20 protein-coding genes are annotated in these 17,528 nt (G+C 63.7%); 9 read left to right on the forward strand and 11 right to left on the reverse strand.

Annotation, left to right across the window (positions count from 1 at the left end):
• Nucleotides 1-16: 16 nt before the first annotated feature.
• The 8 genes from M2157_RS16465 to M2157_RS16500 form a co-directional block, all read right to left on the reverse strand.
• Complete coding sequence (locus M2157_RS16465; protein WP_280868213.1) at nucleotides 17-1,390, reverse strand: tyrosine-type recombinase/integrase; 1,374 nt, start codon at nucleotides 1,388-1,390, stop codon at nucleotides 17-19.
• A gap of 167 nt (nucleotides 1,391-1,557) precedes the next feature.
• A complete protein-coding gene (locus M2157_RS16470) occupies nucleotides 1,558-2,868 on the reverse strand; it encodes a replication initiator (protein WP_280865589.1) in 1,311 nt (436 codons plus the stop codon).
• A 152-nt stretch (nucleotides 2,869-3,020) separates the two neighbouring features.
• Nucleotides 3,021-3,266 (reverse strand): SpdD protein, encoded by a 246-nt coding sequence (locus M2157_RS16475; protein ID WP_280865590.1) that lies wholly within the window; start codon nucleotides 3,264-3,266, stop codon nucleotides 3,021-3,023.
• Between the two features lie 25 nt (nucleotides 3,267-3,291).
• Entirely contained in the window at nucleotides 3,292-3,486 is a 195-nt protein-coding gene (locus M2157_RS16480; protein WP_280865591.1) for a hypothetical protein, read from the reverse strand.
• A gap of 15 nt (nucleotides 3,487-3,501) precedes the next feature.
• The gene (locus M2157_RS16485) at nucleotides 3,502-3,693 is read right to left on the reverse strand and encodes a mobile element transfer protein (RefSeq protein ID WP_280865592.1); all 192 of its coding nucleotides are present in this window, start codon (nucleotides 3,691-3,693) and stop codon (nucleotides 3,502-3,504) included.
• 12 nt (nucleotides 3,694-3,705) lie between these two features.
• The gene (locus M2157_RS16490) at nucleotides 3,706-4,392 is read right to left on the reverse strand and encodes a DUF2637 domain-containing protein (protein WP_280865593.1); all 687 of its coding nucleotides are present in this window, start codon (nucleotides 4,390-4,392) and stop codon (nucleotides 3,706-3,708) included.
• Nucleotides 4,393-4,477: 85 nt separating this feature from the next.
• Nucleotides 4,478-5,854 carry an FtsK/SpoIIIE domain-containing protein gene (locus M2157_RS16495; protein WP_280865594.1) on the reverse strand — a complete coding sequence of 459 codons (1,377 nt, stop codon included), beginning with the start codon at nucleotides 5,852-5,854 and terminating at the stop codon, nucleotides 4,478-4,480.
• Nucleotides 5,854-6,210, reverse strand: a complete 357-nt coding sequence (locus tag M2157_RS16500; protein WP_280865595.1) for a hypothetical protein — start codon at nucleotides 6,208-6,210, stop codon at nucleotides 5,854-5,856. The genes M2157_RS16495 and M2157_RS16500 overlap by 1 nt, the downstream gene beginning before the upstream one ends.
• 194 nt (nucleotides 6,211-6,404) lie before the next feature.
• Here M2157_RS16500 and M2157_RS16505 point away from each other — a divergent pair, with 194 nt between their 5' ends.
• Entirely contained in the window at nucleotides 6,405-6,773 is a 369-nt protein-coding gene (locus tag M2157_RS16505; protein WP_280865596.1) for a hypothetical protein, read from the forward strand.
• A gap of 25 nt (nucleotides 6,774-6,798) precedes the next feature.
• Here M2157_RS16505 and M2157_RS16510 read toward each other — a convergent pair whose 3' ends face one another.
• The gene (locus M2157_RS16510) at nucleotides 6,799-7,584 is read right to left on the reverse strand and encodes a GntR family transcriptional regulator (RefSeq protein WP_280865597.1); all 786 of its coding nucleotides are present in this window, start codon (nucleotides 7,582-7,584) and stop codon (nucleotides 6,799-6,801) included.
• 107 nt (nucleotides 7,585-7,691) lie between these two features.
• Here M2157_RS16510 and M2157_RS16515 point away from each other — a divergent pair, with 107 nt between their 5' ends.
• The 7 genes from M2157_RS16515 (at nucleotide 7,692) to dgt (ending at nucleotide 13,663) form a co-directional block, all read left to right on the forward strand.
• Complete coding sequence (locus tag M2157_RS16515; RefSeq protein WP_280868214.1) at nucleotides 7,692-8,099, forward strand: NUDIX hydrolase; 408 nt, start codon at nucleotides 7,692-7,694, stop codon at nucleotides 8,097-8,099.
• A gap of 46 nt (nucleotides 8,100-8,145) precedes the next feature.
• On the forward strand, nucleotides 8,146-8,574 hold the full coding sequence (locus M2157_RS16520; RefSeq protein ID WP_280865598.1) for an ATP-binding protein: 429 nt from the start codon (nucleotides 8,146-8,148) through the stop codon (nucleotides 8,572-8,574).
• Nucleotides 8,574-8,951, forward strand: a complete 378-nt coding sequence (locus M2157_RS16525; RefSeq protein ID WP_280865599.1) for a hypothetical protein — start codon at nucleotides 8,574-8,576, stop codon at nucleotides 8,949-8,951. Before M2157_RS16520 ends, M2157_RS16525 begins: the two co-directional genes overlap by 1 nt.
• Before the next feature lie 426 nt (nucleotides 8,952-9,377).
• Entirely contained in the window at nucleotides 9,378-10,079 is a 702-nt protein-coding gene (locus tag M2157_RS16530) for an HNH endonuclease (protein WP_280865600.1), read from the forward strand.
• The gene (locus tag M2157_RS16535; protein WP_280865601.1) at nucleotides 10,076-10,726 is read left to right on the forward strand and encodes a hypothetical protein; all 651 of its coding nucleotides are present in this window, start codon (nucleotides 10,076-10,078) and stop codon (nucleotides 10,724-10,726) included. Before M2157_RS16530 ends, M2157_RS16535 begins: the two co-directional genes overlap by 4 nt.
• A 4-nt stretch (nucleotides 10,727-10,730) precedes the next feature.
• Nucleotides 10,731-11,039, forward strand: a complete 309-nt coding sequence (locus tag M2157_RS16540) for a nucleotidyltransferase domain-containing protein (RefSeq protein ID WP_280865603.1) — start codon at nucleotides 10,731-10,733, stop codon at nucleotides 11,037-11,039.
• 1,286 nt (nucleotides 11,040-12,325) lie between these two features.
• Nucleotides 12,326-13,663 carry a dGTP triphosphohydrolase gene (dgt, locus tag M2157_RS16545; protein ID WP_280868215.1) on the forward strand — a complete coding sequence of 446 codons (1,338 nt, stop codon included), beginning with the start codon at nucleotides 12,326-12,328 and terminating at the stop codon, nucleotides 13,661-13,663.
• 195 nt (nucleotides 13,664-13,858) lie between these two features.
• Here the strand turns inward: dgt and M2157_RS16550 are convergent, their stop codons facing one another.
• A complete protein-coding gene (locus M2157_RS16550; RefSeq protein ID WP_280865604.1) occupies nucleotides 13,859-14,119 on the reverse strand; it encodes a hypothetical protein in 261 nt (86 codons plus the stop codon).
• 439 nt (nucleotides 14,120-14,558) lie between these two features.
• Between M2157_RS16550 and M2157_RS16555 the strand changes: the two genes are divergently transcribed.
• Entirely contained in the window at nucleotides 14,559-14,924 is a 366-nt protein-coding gene (locus M2157_RS16555) for a hypothetical protein (protein WP_280865605.1), read from the forward strand.
• Between the two features lie 1,443 nt (nucleotides 14,925-16,367).
• Here the strand turns inward: M2157_RS16555 and M2157_RS16560 are convergent.
• Nucleotides 16,368-17,468, reverse strand: a complete 1,101-nt coding sequence (locus tag M2157_RS16560) for a hypothetical protein (protein WP_280865606.1) — start codon at nucleotides 17,466-17,468, stop codon at nucleotides 16,368-16,370.
• Between the last annotated feature and the right edge of the window lie 60 nt (nucleotides 17,469-17,528).

Here is a 17,528-nt window from a genome sequence, read left to right on the forward strand (position 1 = left end):
ACACGTTCGGGTGGTGTCACTCGTACTCACGAAGCAGGTCCTCGATACGCCGGTTGGCTACGTCCTGCCGTCCGTCGAGGCATTTCGCGTAGCGGGTCAGCAGAACCTCAACGCTGTTGCCGGCACGCTCGGCCACCTCGGTGGGGTCGACACCGGCGTTGAGCCACGTCGATAACGCCGAATGCCGAAGGTCATACGGCCGACTCGCGAGCGGCGAGGCCGCGACTGCTGGCGGAAGCGCCAGGAGCCGGGCCTCCTGCCACACCCGGTAGTAGGTCGAGGACGGGACGACTGAACCCTTCTCGCTGAAGAAGAGCCGCCCATCGTCCGCCGTACCAAAGGTGACCAGGTGCTCGCGGAGCACGGCGACAAGCTGGGGCGGGATAGGCACCCGCCGTACGTCCTCTGTCGGTCGGTTCTTCAGCCCGCGGTCGTCGTGGGTCTCCCCCGAGTCGGTCCATTGCTTGCCGACCGACGGGCGAGTCCGGTGGAGGAGCGCCGATCCCCAGCCGTGATCAGGGAGGTACAGGTCAGTTTCGACAAGGCCGACGGCTTCAGCCGGCCGGAGACCGCCGAAGTACATGGTGGCGAACAGACCCACAAGGCGACGGCCACGAGCTCGCCGGTATCCGCCCACGTAGGAAACGGCCGCCAGGAGATTGCGGGCCTGCTCCGGGTTGGCGACGACGCGGGGATCGACCTGGTTGGACACCTTCGGTTTCTGCCAGCGGACAGCCGTGATGGGGTTCTCACGAAGCTCCCCCAGGTCGACTGCGTAATTTGCAGCGTTGACGAGCGTCCGCCGCTTACGCCGCACGGTTTCAGCTGCGGCGGCGGTGCCGTCGAGCCTGATCTTCAGCGAGTCGAGTACTGCACGAGCCGTAGCGGGCTCGGCAAGGTCGGCGAGGGGTCTGGATGCCTTGGACACCCAGTGAAGAACGTTCCGCACGTCGTCCGGCACTTCGCGGTCGTTGGGCCCCGGGAGCACGAAAGCCCAGTTCCGAAGCGCCTTGCGGATCACCTCATCCGACGGTCGTCCGGCGCGCTCGTCGAGGAGCTCCACTGTCACGCTGGTGAGCGATTCGTTGATGCCATCCCGCGTGTTGGGGGCGGCATGCGGCCACTTCATCGCGAGGTACCTGAGGGCGAAGTCGTACCACGACACAGCCGACTTCTTCTCTTCCATCGAGGCCGGAAGGCCCGACGCCGTGTCGAACTCCTCGCCGTCGCGCATCGCGCGCATCAGCTTCGTTCGGTAGTGATCGGCGAGTGCCTTGGTACGGAAGGAGTCGGAGAAGACGTTGCCCGCCACCGACCAGCGGACTCCGTACGAGGGCGTTTTCGTGTCGCGCTTGCGTACGGCCCACACCTTCACGTCGAGAGACTTCACGCCGCCGCCCTCCAACTGCCTCAGCCACGTGGTGAAGTCACTCCGCCACACCCGGAGCTCCCCGTTGGGCAGCTTGAACGCGGTCGGCCCGTATCCCAGCTCACGCCAGCGGTAGAACGTCCGGCGAGAAACACCGCCCAGCTCACCCAGGACTTGGCGAACGGTCATCAGCTCGTCGCGACGGTGGTCCATGTCGGTTCTCCTTCCGTTCCGGGGGCGGGTTCGAGGGTTTCGGCGAGCCAGGTTTCGGCGTCGGTGAGGCCGGTTCCGGCGTAGACCCAGTGGGCGAGGACGAGGGTCGTGTCCGGGCCGGTCGCGGTGTCGGCGGCGGCTTGGGCGCGGCGCCATTCGGCGCGGGCGGTGCGGAGGGCGCCGAGGGTGGTGGAGTAGCGGCGGGACTTGGTGGAGAAGTGGCCGCGGAAGCCGAGCATGTGGGCCCAGGCCCGGAGCCGGAGTTCTTCCAGTTCCTTGCGTGCGCCCAGGGTCCAGGCAGTACGGATCATGCGGCGGGCGTGGTCGCTGATGTCGAACTGGGCGAGTTCGGCGAGAAACTTGAGCGGGCGGTCGAGAGCTCCTGTGGCGGTTTCTGCGCCCTTGGTGGCGTACTTGGCGATGTAGGCGGCGACGGCCCGCTCGGTGAGTTCCTGGCCGCCGTCGAAGTCGGCGGAGCGGATGGTGCGTACATCGAGCTGGCGGCCGAAGGTGAAGGCGTGCGCGCGGCCGTCGATGACCGGGCCGTCCACGCGGACGGCGGTTGTGGCGGCGCGGATGGCGTCGGTGAGGAGTTCGGCGGTAGCCCAGGCAGGGGGCGGAGTATCGCCGCCTTCAGGGCCGTCGATGCGGATGACGGCGTGAAAGTGGACGGCACCGCGCTTCTGGTACTCGGCGACCTTGGCGAAGGACACCCGGGCGTACTCGCGAAAGGCCCTCTGCGTGAGGCCTGCGCGCTTGGCGACCTCACGGCGCAGGTAGGTGGAGAAGCGCCGCCACAGCGGTCCGGCGTGCGCGTTCCACAACACGGCTGCTTCGTAGTCGTAGGTGTCCGGGTCGAGTGGGATGCCGAGGGCGGGGTCGTCCTGGTCGTGGAGGGTGCCGCAGCGGCAGGGGCGGACCGTTCGGGCCGGGCCGGTGGGGCGGTTGTGGACCGGGCCGAAGCCGGGGGCGGTGAAGGTGGCGAAGACGCGGGGGTGGGCGGCGACACGTTCCGGGGTGCCCTTGCCGCCGCGCAGTCCGGAGGTGATCAGGTGGAAGGTGTCGCGACGGTATACCTCGGCGCAGGCCGAGCAGCGGGTCGTGCGGCGGTTGTTGCAGCGGACCAGGAGGTGACCGGCCGGGAGGCTGGAGGAGTCGAGGTGGTGGAGGGCGTTGCCGATCTCGCCGGTTCGGGTGTTCAGGTCGTACTCGGTGCGGTGGCCGTCGAGGCGGATCGGGTGAGTGCAGCCGCCGAGGCCGGAGAGCTGCCGCAGGAGCGCGGGCATGGTGCCGAGGGCGGCCAGTTCGCCGAGTTCGTGAATCGGGGGCGGGGTGGCGCGGGTGAAGATGGTGGTCTCCTTGGCTTCGGTCAGGAGGGGCAGGGCCCCGGGGCGGCGGATGCTTGGCGGTATCGGGGCCGTCCCGGGGGCCTCGTGTGTCAGGGGCGGTGCTGGTCGCGGAGCATCGAGCGCAGGACCACGGCGGCGACGGCTACGGAGACGGCCGTGACGGCGACGGCGGCCATGAGCGCGGTCAGCACGACTCCGCCGACGATCACGGCCGCGACCGCTCCGGTGCTGATGGAGATCTGAGGTGCCGGGCGGCGCATGGGGGCGGGGTTGGCCACGGTGTGGGTGTGCGCGGGCGGCGGGGTCGGGCTGTCGGGGTACTTAGGCAGGAACACAGCGAACCCTTCCTTATCTACTCGTCTAGTCATGTGAGCCGTTTATGACGTCCACGCCGGAGCGCGTGCCGGACTCGATGGCCGGAGCCATGAAGGTGTGCGAGAGCCAGAAGCCGAAGAGGGCGACCAGGACGACGATCCAGGTGCGGACGCCGAGGAACTTGACCGCTCCCCAGGCGAAGAGGCCGAGGACGAAGACGAGCGGCAGGCTGACGGTCACGGTGTGCGGGTCCTTTCAGCGGACGGGGCAGCGGTGGGTGCGGGCGGCGAGTTCGGCGGCGGCGCGGCTGTCGTAGTCGGCGGAGAAGCCGCAGCGCGGGGCAGTGCAGGCGGCGGTGTGCTTCTCGCGGCCGCGACCGTCGTAGGACGTGCCGACCTGGACGGGGCCGATACGGGTGACGGAGCGGAAACGGCGGTTGAGGCTCATGTGGATCTCCTTTCAGAGCCTGGCGGCGATGGCGTCGGCTATGGGCGCGGGGACGCCGAGTCGGGCGCGCAGGGTCGGGGTGTCGATGGCCGTTCCGGTGCGGGTGTGGTGCTCGATGGCGACTTTGCGGGCGTGCTCGACCAGGGCGGACGGGACGGAGACGGTGGGCGGAGGGGTCGGGGCGGGCGTGGGCTCGGCGACCGGTGGCGGCGGGAGCTCCGGTACGGGATCGGGCGCGTCCTCCTGGTCCTCGAAGTCCTCTCTCGCCCGTGGGAGCTCGGTCTCCTCGTTCCGTTCCTCGGTGGCGTGGCTCTCCTCGGTCGGGTGGTGCGGGGTCGGTGTCGAGTGGGCGAGGAGGGTTCCGCCGAGGAAGGCAACCGCTGGCCAGCCGGCGACGAGGATGCGGAGCCAGGCCGGCACGGCGTTCAGGTCGAGGAGTCCGGCGGTGGCGACGTTCGCGCCGAGGGAAGCGGCGAGGGCGATGACGAACCAGCACCAGCCGGAGGCTTTCGCATCGCCCGTCCGCAGTCGGCGCCAGGCGGCGACGAGCAGCAGGTCGACCGAGACTGGGTAGGCCCACGCTTTCCACCCGTCCTGTCCGGCCGCCGAGGCGACATCGTGCAGGTGGGCGAAGGACAGGGCGGCGGCGATGACGGCCTGGACGAGCACCGCATCGATACGGGCCAGTTGGGCGCGCATGCTGCGGCTCCTTCCGGATTCAGGCATGGGAGGGGTAGGGACGTGGCGCGAGGCGGTCGCGCCGACCGGAGGAATGGACGGCCGCTCAGTCGGTCACGGGGCGCGGGTGGACGACCGGCGCCGGGGAGTCGACCGGCCGTACGGGGACGTCAGGCCGGAAGGGCTTGAGCGCGGGCATGTCGGGAGTCAGGTGGGCCGACACGTGGCAAATCTGGGCGGCATCGGCGAGGGAGAGGTAGGGCGTGCGGATGCGGGACCAACCGCCGGAGGTGTCACCGGCAACGGCGAGGCCGGGACGTTCGGGTGCGATGGCGCAGGCGGCGGAGACCGCTTCGGGGGCGATGTCGCCGAGTGCCATTTTGGCGGAGGCTTCGTCGTTGACGCGGTGGCAGACGCGGCCGGTGAGCTGGGCCCGGAGCATGGTGGCGCCCTTGCCGAGTTCGGCGCCGAAGCGCTGTCCGCAGACCTCCAGGTAGATGCCGGCCGCGCGGCCGAGCTGGGCGAGGCGGATGAGCTGGGTGACCATCTCGTCCCGGCGTTCCTCGTCCTTGCGTGTGGCGACGAGGAAGAGTTCGGCCACCTCGTCGACGAACAGCACGACGGGGACCGGGCGTTCGTCCTCGGGCAGGCCCCAGATGTCGGAGGTGATCTCCTCGTCCGGAGTGGTCGGCGCGATGCCCTGCCGGACCTTGATCAGGTCGTAGCGGTCCTCCATTTCCTTGATGAGTACGGGCAGTAGTGCGGCAGCCTGCTCGGGGTCGGTGGCCAGCGCCGACAGCCGCGGAGCGAAGGGCGCCAGCTCCACGCCACGCTTGCAGTCGATGCCGACCAGGGCGACGGGCTGTCGGGCGAGTCCGGCCACGAGATGTCGTAGGTACATGGACTTGCCCGACAGCGTCGCGCCGAGGGTGAGACCGTGCGGCACGGTCCGGTAGTCGCGTACGAAGTGAGTGGCGTCCTCCCGCAAAGCCACAGGGACCTTCAGGAACCCTTCCGCAGCTTTGCCCGGCATCCGGACCTTGCGCAGCACGTCGAAGCCGACAAGCCGCAGTTCGACCACGCCCGGCTTGACGGTAGTGACGTAGACAGCGTGAACTCCCCAGGCGTGCCGCAGCCGTTCGGCCGAGGCGGCGACGTCGGCGGGTTCCTGCCCCGGGGCAAGTCGCAGACAAAGCCGCAGTCCGGTCGACGTAGGGCGGACGATTCCGCGACGCGGCGGGACGGGCCGGGCCTCCCGTCGCGTGGTGGCCTTGACCGCCAGAACCCGCAGCCGGGAGGGCGACACCGTCAGACCGCAGGCTTCCATGACCGAGCTGTACGAGCTGAGCAGCCGGGCGGTGGATATCGGCAGGCCGACCGTCGACCAGTAGACCCCGGGGTGGTTGGCCCGGGCGTAGGCAGCCCCGCCGCCGAGCGCGGCGACAGGACCACCCACCTCCAGAAGCGTTGCCAGGTCGGTCATCAGGCCGTGGCCCCCACAGCGGCCGGGAACGCGGCCGGTGTGACGGCGGCGGCGCGGAACGCGATGCCGTGGCGCTGCTGGCCGTTGAATACGCTCTCCCAGGGCCGGGCAATGAGCCCGGGCAGCGCGACCGGGGCACCGAGTGCGAGTCCGTCGGACACCCCGCTCTCCGGAACGGTGACCTTGATCAGGGACGACTCCCCCTCCTCGATGTAGACGACGCCCATCGTCATCAGGGCCTCTCCGCTGACGGCGTCCTTGGCGATCTCGCCGGTCTGCCTGTCGCGGACCTTGGGCTCGGGCGCCTCGGTCAGCAGGATCGTTGCGGCCGAGGTCTCCACACGGATGCTGCGCAAGATTTCTTCCCATCTACTCGTCTATACAAGATGCAGTCTTCGAACCCGACCTCCGGGAACGACGACCACCCTGCCACACAACTTGCCCACTCGTCTATACGAGTATGCCTGTTGGGGCGTACGAGTTCGGGAAGGGAGCCACGCACGACCTCCCGGCGACCCCGACTGTCAGACCTGTCGGGCACGATCCGGTCATGCTGATTGCCACGAACGCCCGGGGTCACACAGTGAAGCGCCCTTCGAAGCCCGCAATAGGCACCACGCTCGGGAACCTGGGGCGCGACAACGAGCACATGGTCGTCGAACGGCGGGACGAGGACCTTGCAGGTGACTGGTACGTCCAGGTCCTGTTGCGCGAGAACAACACGTACCAACTGGAGTACCGGGACGGCGTTCCCGCGGAGCACTACCAGACGCAGACCATCTCTCAGGAGAAGGTGCTCCGGGCACTGCTCGGCTGGGGGGCCGGAACATCGAACTGGCGAGAAGACTTCATGTGGAACAACATCAGCTCCATGTTCGAGCCGTCTGCTCCTGAGACCACGGACCAGCCGACCGTCTAATGTCCGCCCGCTCCCGGTCACTCGATCACGTGGCCGGAAGCTGGTACGACAGGACGTACGCGTCCGCTGCCATGACCGTGTCACAGACCTCCACGGCCCGCCCTTCGGTGTCGTACGCGGTGCGGATCAGGTGGATGACGGGCACGCCGGAGGCCAGCCGGAGCGTCTTCACTTCAGACGGCGAGGGCATCCGGGCGCGGATCTCTTCCTCGAAGTGGTCGAGGTGGTGGCCGAGTTCTTCGAGGCGGCCGTAGATGCCGCCAGGGCCGGGGTTAGGTTCGGCGATCTGCGTGCCGCGGGCGATGTCGAGCGGGAGGTAGGAGGTGGCGAACTCGACCGGCCGGCCGTCGAGCAGGTACCGGCGCCGACGGGCGAGCACACGCCGCACCGAGCCGAGCCGGGTCGAGATGTCCTGGCTGGCCTTCTCTTCCTTGACCTCCAGACTGTCGACCTGGGGGTGACTGCCGGCGGCATCGGCCTCGACGATGAAGGCGGACTTCCCCTGCTCGCGGTGGCGCCGGGCGAACCGGTCGGATGCGAGCCTTCGGACAGGTGGCCGTGGTCGCACGAAGACGCCCTTGCCGTGCTCGGCGTGGACCAGGCCCTCGCCCTGGAGGATGGAGAAGGAGTTTCGAACCGTCATACGGGAAACCCCGTAATGCTCGACTAGCTCCGCCTCGGAGGGAAGCTTTTCGCCCTCCTTGAACCGCCCACGGTCGATTGCCTCGCGCAACTGGTCGGCGATCTGCCGGAAGACCGCACGATCACTCGTGGGATCGAGATCACCGAGAAGGCTCGGAAGAGACGTCACGTGTACTCCTTTAGGTATCTAGACGAGTGGGCGAGTGTTGTTGCTACGGTGGAGAGCCTAGCTAGCCGAGAGGGCCGAGGAACGTGAGCACTGACCGTCCGCACTCCGTGAGCGTTGCCGGAGTCATCGTCGACGACCAGGACCGCGCCCTTTTGATCAAGCGCCGCGACAACGGCCACTGGGAACCCCCGGGCGGAGTCCTCGAACGCGAGGAAACCGTCCCCGAGGCCCTCCAGCGCGAAGTGCTCGAAGAAACCGGCATCAAGATCGCACTTCCCGCGACCCTCACTGGCGTCTACAAGAACATGAACGGCTTGATCGTCTCCCTGGTCTTCCGCTGCGAAGCCGCTGACGGCACGCCCACCACCGGGGATGAGACCCGCGCACTGCGCTGGGCCACCCGCGAAGAAGTCACCGACCTCGCCGACGAGGCGTACGCGATCCGCGTCCTGGACGCATTGGACGCGGCATCCCCGCCGGCCATCCGCGCGCACGACGGCGTGAAACTCGTCTAGCCCGAACCCGCTACACATGGCGGCCTACCAGCACGAAGGAACTTGTATGCACGAGTATACGAGCACTGCGCGGGTCTGGGGCCTCACTTGCCCAGGTTTCCCAGAAGAGGTCAGCCGGGCCCGCCGCTGGACGAGAGACATCCTGCGCGGCTCACCCCTCGCCGAGGACGCCGAACTGATCGTGAGCGAGCTCAGCGCGAACGCGATCCTCCACACCGCCAGCGGCCTCACAACCGGCAGCTTCCACCTGGCCCTTGCGGTCTCCACGCAGGTCATTGCCTTGTCGGTCACGGATGACGGCGGCGCCGGCACAGCCCCCAAGGTCGAGCACCAGGGCCAAGAGGCGGAACACGGCCGGGGCCTGGGCATGGTCAGCGCGATCGCCCACCGGGTCGTAGTCCACGACAGCGACGGCGGACACACGGTCACCGCGGAACTCTTCACAGCCCCTCGCCCGGGAGGCCACCCGTGCTGATGGACAAGCCACAGCCGGGCTACTGGTGCGAGTGCTGGACCGAAGAACTCGCCGAAGGGGGCCGGCCGACACTGCGAGGTTCGTTCGACGCGTACTCGGCACCCCAAGCCAGCAGATGGGTAGCCGTCGCCCTGCGCACCATCTCCCCAGCACTCGACCCCGACGCGTCAGACGAGGCCTGGGAGTGGCTCTACGACGGCCGCATCGAGACGAGACGAGCCCTCTCACGCGCGGAGCCCTGCACTGTCTCCGTCACCCACGCCACCAAGCGCATCACATGGACGATCCGACCAGTGCTCTTCCTGCCCCTAGCCCACCGCCAGAGCCTCGAACTCCCAGCCTGCGTGGACGACTTCAAGGCCCGTGCGACCCACTGAGTTACAACTTTCTCTACTGGTTCAAGGCGGCTCGCTCCGCTCCCCGCGCGCGGCCCGGCCGACGGCCGGGCCTGCGCTCCTGTCTCCGCCCCGCTTCAGCCCGGCCGGCGGCCGGGCCGCGCGCACAGCAATCAGCCGCCTGATGTCAGAGGAGGGGTACGTCGTGCCTGGGGCGGTCGGCTCCACGGCTTTAGGCAGCCACTTTGGCGCGAGCCTCGAAGATCATGGCCCCAACGCCGTGATTTACCGGGCAGGTCCACAGACTGCCCGACGCGCCGCAAGCTTACGGGGCCATGATCACTCGCGCCAAAGCAGCTCCACCGACCGTACTCGTCCCGGCAGCGCACGACTTCTACAGGCAAGACACAAGCAGCTCTGGCATAATCCATCAACACATACAAACTGCATGAAGGGGCGCCTCCAGTGGTGTGCACTTCGGGACGGCCGACTCTGGGTCACGACGCAGATCGAGCTCTCTTTGCCGAGTCAGCTGGCACATGCTTGCTATGCAACACCACACTTTTCCCATCGGATCCCAAACGTAAGAAATCGATTCCGATAGCTGAACGCGCTCACATTATCGCCTATAGCGCTGACGGTCCGCGAGCAAACACGGAGATCCCCCAATCATTGCGTGACGACCCGTCGAATATTATCCTCCTCTGCCCAAACTGTCATACGAAAGTTGACAAATACCCCGAGGGTTACCCGACAGGCGACCTGATAGCAGCGAAGAAAAGGCGACAGCTAGCCGTATCACAAATCGGCGGAACTCCCGAATTTCCCACTCGCACGGACGCGCGAAAAGCAGTGAAGCGACTACTACTGCGAAACAAGCTAGCTTTTCAGCAGAAGGGCCCAGACCCCGAAAGCGGACTCACCGCATCACAAGAGCACGCTGCAGCCTGGTCTGAATGCGTCCTTTCCGAAATAGTCCCGAACAACCGATTGCTCGTGGCCCTTGTGGAAGTTAACGAGGACTTGGCTAGCGAAGAGGAGATGGAGACCGCCGAACTTCTTCGGCAGCACAGTAATGCGCTTGAAAGGAAGCACAAGGGAGAACCCCTCCTCGGTCCGGCTCCTCGATTTCCGCAACAGGCAGAGCGACTTTTCGAGGGGGAGAAGTGACGCAACTTAAATATCTTACCGACTGGTTCACCCCCAAGATTGCAGATCACGACGAGGTAGCCTCTGCCAGGCAGATTTCCGCAACCCGTATCCAAGTGCTGCGCGTTAATGGTACGCCGCTAACCATCGCGCCGGTGTCAACTCAGACACTGACCGAGGATCTAGTGCAGGAGATTCTTCGCGATGAAGAGGCTACGATCATTTGCCTCATACCAAAGGCATCGCACTACCTATGGCCGGCTAGACAGCGAGCTAATCAGTTTGGGTCAGACGTTCAAACGATGAGTGAAGTTTTTTGGTCCATGGCTGAAGATGATCCACAAGGGTTCTTGTCCAAGGATGTAGCCTATGCAAGAAGAGTCCTGGGTCAGCACTCAGAGGTTGAACGCGTCGAAATGATCTGCGAGGCGTCGATGAGACTCATTCGTTCGGGCGGGCTTCCTCACATTACACTTTCGGTCGACTACGGATATGAATTTAGCGAAGAAGCCCTTGTGAAAGCATTGACTCGCCACCCCGGCGTAGATGTGGTGCTAAATTCCAACCCCAACGGCCGAGCTACATCCGCCGCGCTGAAGCACGCGGAACATGCCGGGGTACGCCTTCTCGACATGAGCTCTCTAATGGGAGCGCTGAGGAGACTCTAGTCCCGTGGGTCCCCCTCGCCTCGCAGAAGTTCTTCAGCAGGTTACAGAGTGCTGCGCAGATTATCCGTACAGGATTGACGTCTACGTATTCGGTTCGGCCGCCCACTCGAGCAAAAGTCATCCTAGCGATATAGATATTCTAGTCGTGTATCAGCGCAACGACTTGAATTCCGCGCATGAACTCTGCAACCATCTAAGAAATCTCATCACGTATCCACCACTCGACGTCTTGGCGCTTAGTGAAGACGAGGAAGCTGAGACCGACTTCATCGGCAACGTTGAGGCAAAGAAAATTTGGCCACCGGAGCAGTGAAGTCGCACTGAATTCTTGGATAGCTCTTGCAGGACTAGCCATCCTCCGAAAAAGGATCTTGCTGTCCTCGCTCAATCAAGTCGATCGATTACTGCGGCGAGATAGGCACCAACTCGATGATCTGAGGGCCGTATGGCCAGTAGTAGTGTCCCTCGAGTTCCTGACGGCCAGAGATCCTGATGCCTAGGTTATTTTTGTGTGCGTCTACGGCCATGTCATAGTCATCGACCTTGAGGCGAACTCGCATTTTTCGTACCTCAGTTCCAAGACGTCCAAGCGAACAACCCCAGGGTTTCCTGGCTTTGGGCGTTCGAGCAATGTAACAGTACCCAGAACCGTGACGACTTGAGGATTAACTGTTGCGGCAAGCATGTTTCCTGCCCTTTCCAGGGCGCCATAATCAGATGGCGAAAACTGAAGCCTGTGCCTCTCGGGAGGGCATCCGGAGAACAGCTCTTCGGCTGAATTTAACTTCCACCTCAGCCCCATCGGAGTCAGGCCGCTTGAGCATGTCAGCGCCTATCGCCGGCCCTCAATGTCCGCAGTTTCCCAAGCAGCGTGGCGGAGGTCGGCGGGGGTACAGCGAGGCACACGCGCGCCTGGTCGGCCGACGCACCCGCCATCGTGGCTGACTGTCGTCGGCTGAGGTTCGTGCCACAACCGTGCCAGATGCAGGGGTCAGCCACGGTAATCACCGGAGCTCCGTGGTCGACTACCCGCCCGCTTCCTCACCTGGTGAAGCTGCAGCTCAGCCCGCAGATCACCCGACCGCTCTCCTAGAGTGGTTGTCGTCCGCTCACCAACTCCACACCCGCTGGAACTCTTCGGCCGAGATGGTCTCCAGCGGGTCCTCTTTAGATACTGCTTGGTCTGTCAAGAAGCCATGCTTCGTCTTCCAGGTCTTCCCAGCTGTACGGATGGAGTCGCTCGGCCGCGGCCAATTCGGCTTGCTTGATAACGATCAACTCGCCGCGGTCGGGCGCGGCGTCGAAGTACCACCGAGCCACCTGATGAAAGGCTGGTCACAGCCCTCCGAATGGATCACGATCTGTTCCGCTTCATAACCCTGACCTGTGATCTTTTCCATGAATGATGGCATTATCCCGCTTCGGCACCGATAACGCACCCCAGGAGACTGTCACAGAGCCCTCTTCATCCGATCGGACTAATGAAGTTGGTTTACCTGTGGCGTCATTTCGACGAGAGCGCGAGACTTGAACGGACTGATGGAGGTAGCCATGCCCGTTAACAGCAGCGCCAAGTTTCACGAAGAGCGAAGGTATGGCATGCCCTTGGATCACGATCCACGCACACCATTCGAGCGCGATCGTGATCGAATATTGTACTCCTCTGCGTTTCGGCGCTTGGCCGGAGTGACGCAGGTAGCCGCAGTCAGGGAACTCCACCTATTGCACAATAGGCTGACGCACAGCTTGAAGGTTGCCCAGGTTGGGCGACGCATAGCCCAGTATCTGTGCATGAAGCACAGCGACTTTGCTGAAAATGTTCCGGGGGGTCCTATGGGATTCCCTGATATTGTTGAGTCTGCTGGCCTGGCCCACGACATCGGTCATCCTCCATTTGGGCATACGGCTGAGGCAGTACTCCAAACCAAGATGTCTAAGTATGGCGGGTTTGAGGGAAACGCGCAGACGTTTCGAGCTATCACCAAACTCGCAGTTCATGCGCACGTAGACCACGGATTGAATCTCACTAGGGCATCCCTTAACGGTGTGCTGAAGTACCCGAGATACAAAGGAGAAGAGAAGTCTGATTCTGCAGATCTGCAATGGCCTTACCGGCAAAAGGGAAGTAAATGGGGAGTCTATGAGAGCGAGAAGCACGACTTTGACTTCGCCCGCGAAGGAGAAGAGGTAACGGGAAGGCGCAGCCTCGCCGCAGTCCTGATGGATTGGGCGGACGATATTTCCTATGTAGCACATGACCTTTATGACTATTTCCGGGGCGGCCTCATGCCCCTGCATCTACTGCACAACGAGTGTTCGAGCGAATTCATGGACTTCGCTCGATCGCGCAGAGGGAAGGATGGGTACGACCGGTTTGACGAGGACGCCTTCAGTCAACAATATACGGAGCTCAAGCGAATCATGCCGGACCGTAAATGGAGAGATACGCGGGACGATCGAAAAATACTAGATCGATTCCAGCATGATCTACTTAACTTGTTCCGTTTTGCGATCACCCCGGTTGAGGTGGACGGCAACTGGGAGCTGAAGATCGATGACGTGGCCGAATATCAAGTCGAGGTCATCAAGGAACTGACCTTCTTCTACGTCATCATGCGTCCTGGGTTGGCTATGGTGCAGCACGGCCAAAAAAAGATCATCGCGTGTCTATTCGACGATTTGATGGAGATGTTTTCGAGTCACCGAAACGGAAGAGTGGAGCCAAATCATCCGGTCCCTGCACTCCTAGATGACATCTATGACCGCATGGTGAAGCACGAACAGATCAGCGGATTTTCTCGAAATGACGAAAATCGGCGTGCAAGATCAGTGTGCGACTTCGTTTGCGCACTCACAGAGGATCAGGCGATTAACCTTTATGAACGTATAACAGGCAACAGTGTGACTCAAGGCTCTATATTTGGCACGTGGTTCTAGCCTGTCATCCGCTGACGGGTCCCAGTGGGCTTCGATGACCACCACACCATCCATCCCGCACCGGCCGTTGCGGTACAGCAACCGCCGTGCCCTCAGCCGACCGCCGACAACCGTCGATGGCTGACTGACCAGCCCACCAGACCTCAACGACCTCCCAGCCGAGAGCTCGGGGCGAAGAGAGCGTGGGTTTACGTATCAGCGCAGAGGCTTCCGGCGCAGCTTGGGGAGGGGCTCGCCGGTACCGAACTGCCAGTCGAGACGGCTGCCAGGACTCTTCTCGATCTTCAGCATGATCGACTGGGAAGCGGAGAACTTAAGGACGAGTCCAGCGCGGAACCTTCCATCGGCTTGCCGGTCCCAGACAAGATCACTATTTGTCCTGGCCCACGCCGCCACGTCCGTGATTTTTGATAGCAAGGGTGGTGACTCGGCGTCCTTCTTCTTGCCCTCGTCCATCAACTCTTCCCCCACGCTTCTGAAAGATCGCCACCTTGACGATCTCAAGGTTCGTACGTCTCTCGGCCTCCAGCTCCCGCTTGCTGGTCTCGGCCGCGCTCGCACTGTAGGACACGAGGGACCGGACCCGCTGACGATTCGGGCAGTTCCGCTCCACCGTGAGTTTGCACATGTGGCCCGGTTGGCTGTCCTCCTGGCCGACGAGCAGGAGCCAGATAGCAAGCCACGCCGGGCCGTGACAACGGACAGCCCGATCGCGATGTGTTCGGCTCGCTCTGGTCAACCGGTGTGGGCAGGCATCCGTCCTCGCCCGAACGAGCCCTCGGCCTAACCAAGCTCGTTTCACCCAGCTTCGCGAAAGTCTCTTGCTTTCGTGGTCAGGCCTCTACGATCCGTTACAGGCGTCGAGGGGGTGGCCATGGGAGCCAGCGACAACACCATGTCTGGGAATGCATGGATCGGTAAGAGCCGGCACACCTTCTGCATCAACACGGCCCGGCACTTCGAAGCGCAGCAGCGCAAGGCACTCGAGAGTGGCAACAGCGAGGCGGCCGAACAGTACCGGCTGTGGGGGCTCGGGTTCCTGCACGAGACAGAGGACATCAACACAGGGAAGGCCAAGCGGATCGTCTCCGACTCTGAGGCTGCCCGGCTACGGGCAGCCGAGGACGAGGCCAAGCAGGCGGCCGCGGACGCGGAACACCTGGCCGCGCTGAAGCAGAAGCTCGGCATCACACCTCGCGCGAACGGCTCCGCATACCGCCCCTTCCGTGGCGGCCTTCCCACCCTTGGCAAGGACCGTTGACACTCGAGTGGGTACGAGAGTTCTACCGGCCCGCTCCCGAGCAGGAGTGGAGCATCGGGCGCCCAGCCTGCGAGTGTCTAACTGCGTGACAACGCCGACGAACAGCGGCGGACGAACGCGAACGTGCGCGGACCAGGGGCGCAGGTGAGAGCCACACCAGCCCAAGGCAGCACCCCCACCCAAGTTGCTTCGGGACGAAGAGGTCCTCACCCAAGATCTCACCGCCACGCTTCCGTCGGCGCATCTTGCTCTGGTCGACGGCATGGCACCGCGGCTGAGGCCGGTGGGGTGCAGCGAGACACACGCGTGCGTGGTCGTCCGGCGCACCCGCCATAGTGGCTGACTGTCGTCGGCTGACGCTCTGGCACTCCGGGTCTCAGCTCTGCCGAGGCACGTTCGAGGCGGAAGGCAGGACCGTGCCATGCGCGTGCCAGATCCTGCGGGGAACCACGGGGAACAGCGGGGAAGCGCCCCGATGCGACCAGGGCTCCAACACGACTCCACCGCAGGTCAGCACAGCAACCGCTGCCAAAGAACCCGAGCTTCCCAAGCTCAGAGCTCTCGCCAGAGACTGCTGCGGCCCAGCACTCAGACGCTCCGCACCTGTGTTACCTGGTGCTACCGCCGTACCAGCGAGGTGGCACGAACGGGAAACGTCTCCGGTCTCGGCTCCGACGCCCATATCATCCTTAAATGACCGACACGTCAGGGGCGTTCGCTGTCGCCGCTCTCAGCTTGGCTGTGTCTGCGGTGTCACTCAGTTGGCAAGTCGCAAGCCACTTCTTGAGCGGCGCCCGCGTGTGCTGCGAACTGTCGATCGCGATCCATGACGATGGAGACCCTGCCCCGTCCATCGTCTCGGAACTTGTCGATCGCACTACAACGGACCTTCAGCGCGTCCAAGGCGCAGAGTTCGAAACATACGTGCATGACGCATTCAGTGTCGTCGTACGCAACACTGGTCGTGGAGCTGTGAGTGTGCGTGTGCCGTGCATATCTGACAGACGTCGCTCCTATTGGGGCGGCGCCCCTTCTCGCGTCAGGGCAGTCGACTTCACGATGCACGGCAGTGTTTGCCGCCTAGAGCCTGGCGAGGTAAAGACATGGCTCTTACCCATGTCGGAGATCATCGAGGCCATACGTGCCTCCCGTCCCGATGAGCCTCTGACCTGCCGGGCCGCAGTCCTTCTCGGCACCGGAAAGTGGGTGAAGGGCAGCCGCGCCAACTCATGGCATGTCCCGGCAGGGATGACAAACCTGAGACGCTAGACATGTGCATGCACTTGCAGTCCTGCCCGCTGCCGGCGCTGTTCCGCTGACAACAACGACCCCGGACGGATTGATGGCCCGTCATGCTGATGAATCCGCGGCCGTCCTCACGCAGCCATGGTCGCCCGCGCCGACGGCACGATGACCTAGCCCGATGATGGGCAGTAGCGATGGTCAGGACCTGAAGCGCTCTACCTGCTCCGCGATCCATTCGGGGAGCGCGATGCGCGCATGTGGGTTTCGGATGAGCTGGGTCTCGGGCCGCCACTCATAGCCACCGTCAGCCAGACGAACTCCCGAGGAAAACAGACAGACACCAGAGACGCGGGTGTACATGGACGGTTGGAACCGACGCTCGATCACAGCGCGCCAGGTCTTCATCGCGCCCAGTGCGCCTGAAACGTCGACCATGACGAGCCCCGGCACATCCGTCGGGAGCTGCTTCCTCGCGCTATCGAGAAACACTTGCGCCCTGGCATCCGCAAACGGCCAACGGACAACAATGTCACTCTGAACTACGCCCGCCACCATGTTGCTTGCCATAATGTTGACGCGCGTCCTGGGCTCACCGTGGTCATCCACTTCCAAGCTTCCTGGAGTGCGGTCATTCCAGTAGAGTGTGCCGAGTCCGTCCCTTAGCGCCGTTTCTTCTGCGCCTCGGTCGGAGTGCAGGCTGATGATCTGCGCGGCTACTTCCTCGACTTCGTCAGGAGTGGGCTCCCGCTTAAAGAATACCTCAAGCGTGAAGCTACCCGCGCAATCCCCGATCAGCCCGACAGAGAGGCGATGAAGGCCGTTTTCCGCTTGTGCGCGAGCTTGAGACGTGCTGGCCTGCTTAACCTCAATGCACGTCCAGTCTGACTCACCCTGCTTTATTCGGAAATCTGGATTCCGATTTCCACCTGGGATAAGTCCTGGCGGTTCGAGCTCAAGCGCAACATCCGAGGCACCTGAACGAACGAGATGGATGGCCGTAAGCTCGCCTGATGCGTCCGGCTGCCGTTCCCGAAGCTTACGAAGCAGGCCATCTGGGTTGACCGCGTTGGCCAATGATTCAAGCCGCCGCCCAAGAGTGACGATGCTCAGAGTCGGCAAAGCTCCTGACTCAACGGCCCTATTAGTGGTTCGTGAGGCCTCGATCCACGTGCGCCCAAAGTGCGATCCCACACCATTGAAGGCTCCAACGATCGTCTCGGCAGGCAAAGCAACTTGTCCGCCACTGAGCCACCCCTGCTCAATTTCTGGCCAGTTGAAGACTTCATCGTCAGCGTTCATTGCTCCACTTTTACAGAAAGCCGATGTTGGCGCAATCGTCTATCTCCACCTGTCCTACTG

It is taken from the genome of Streptomyces sp. SAI-127 (genome assembly GCF_029894425.1).
Taxonomy (GTDB): domain Bacteria; phylum Actinomycetota; class Actinomycetes; order Streptomycetales; family Streptomycetaceae; genus Streptomyces.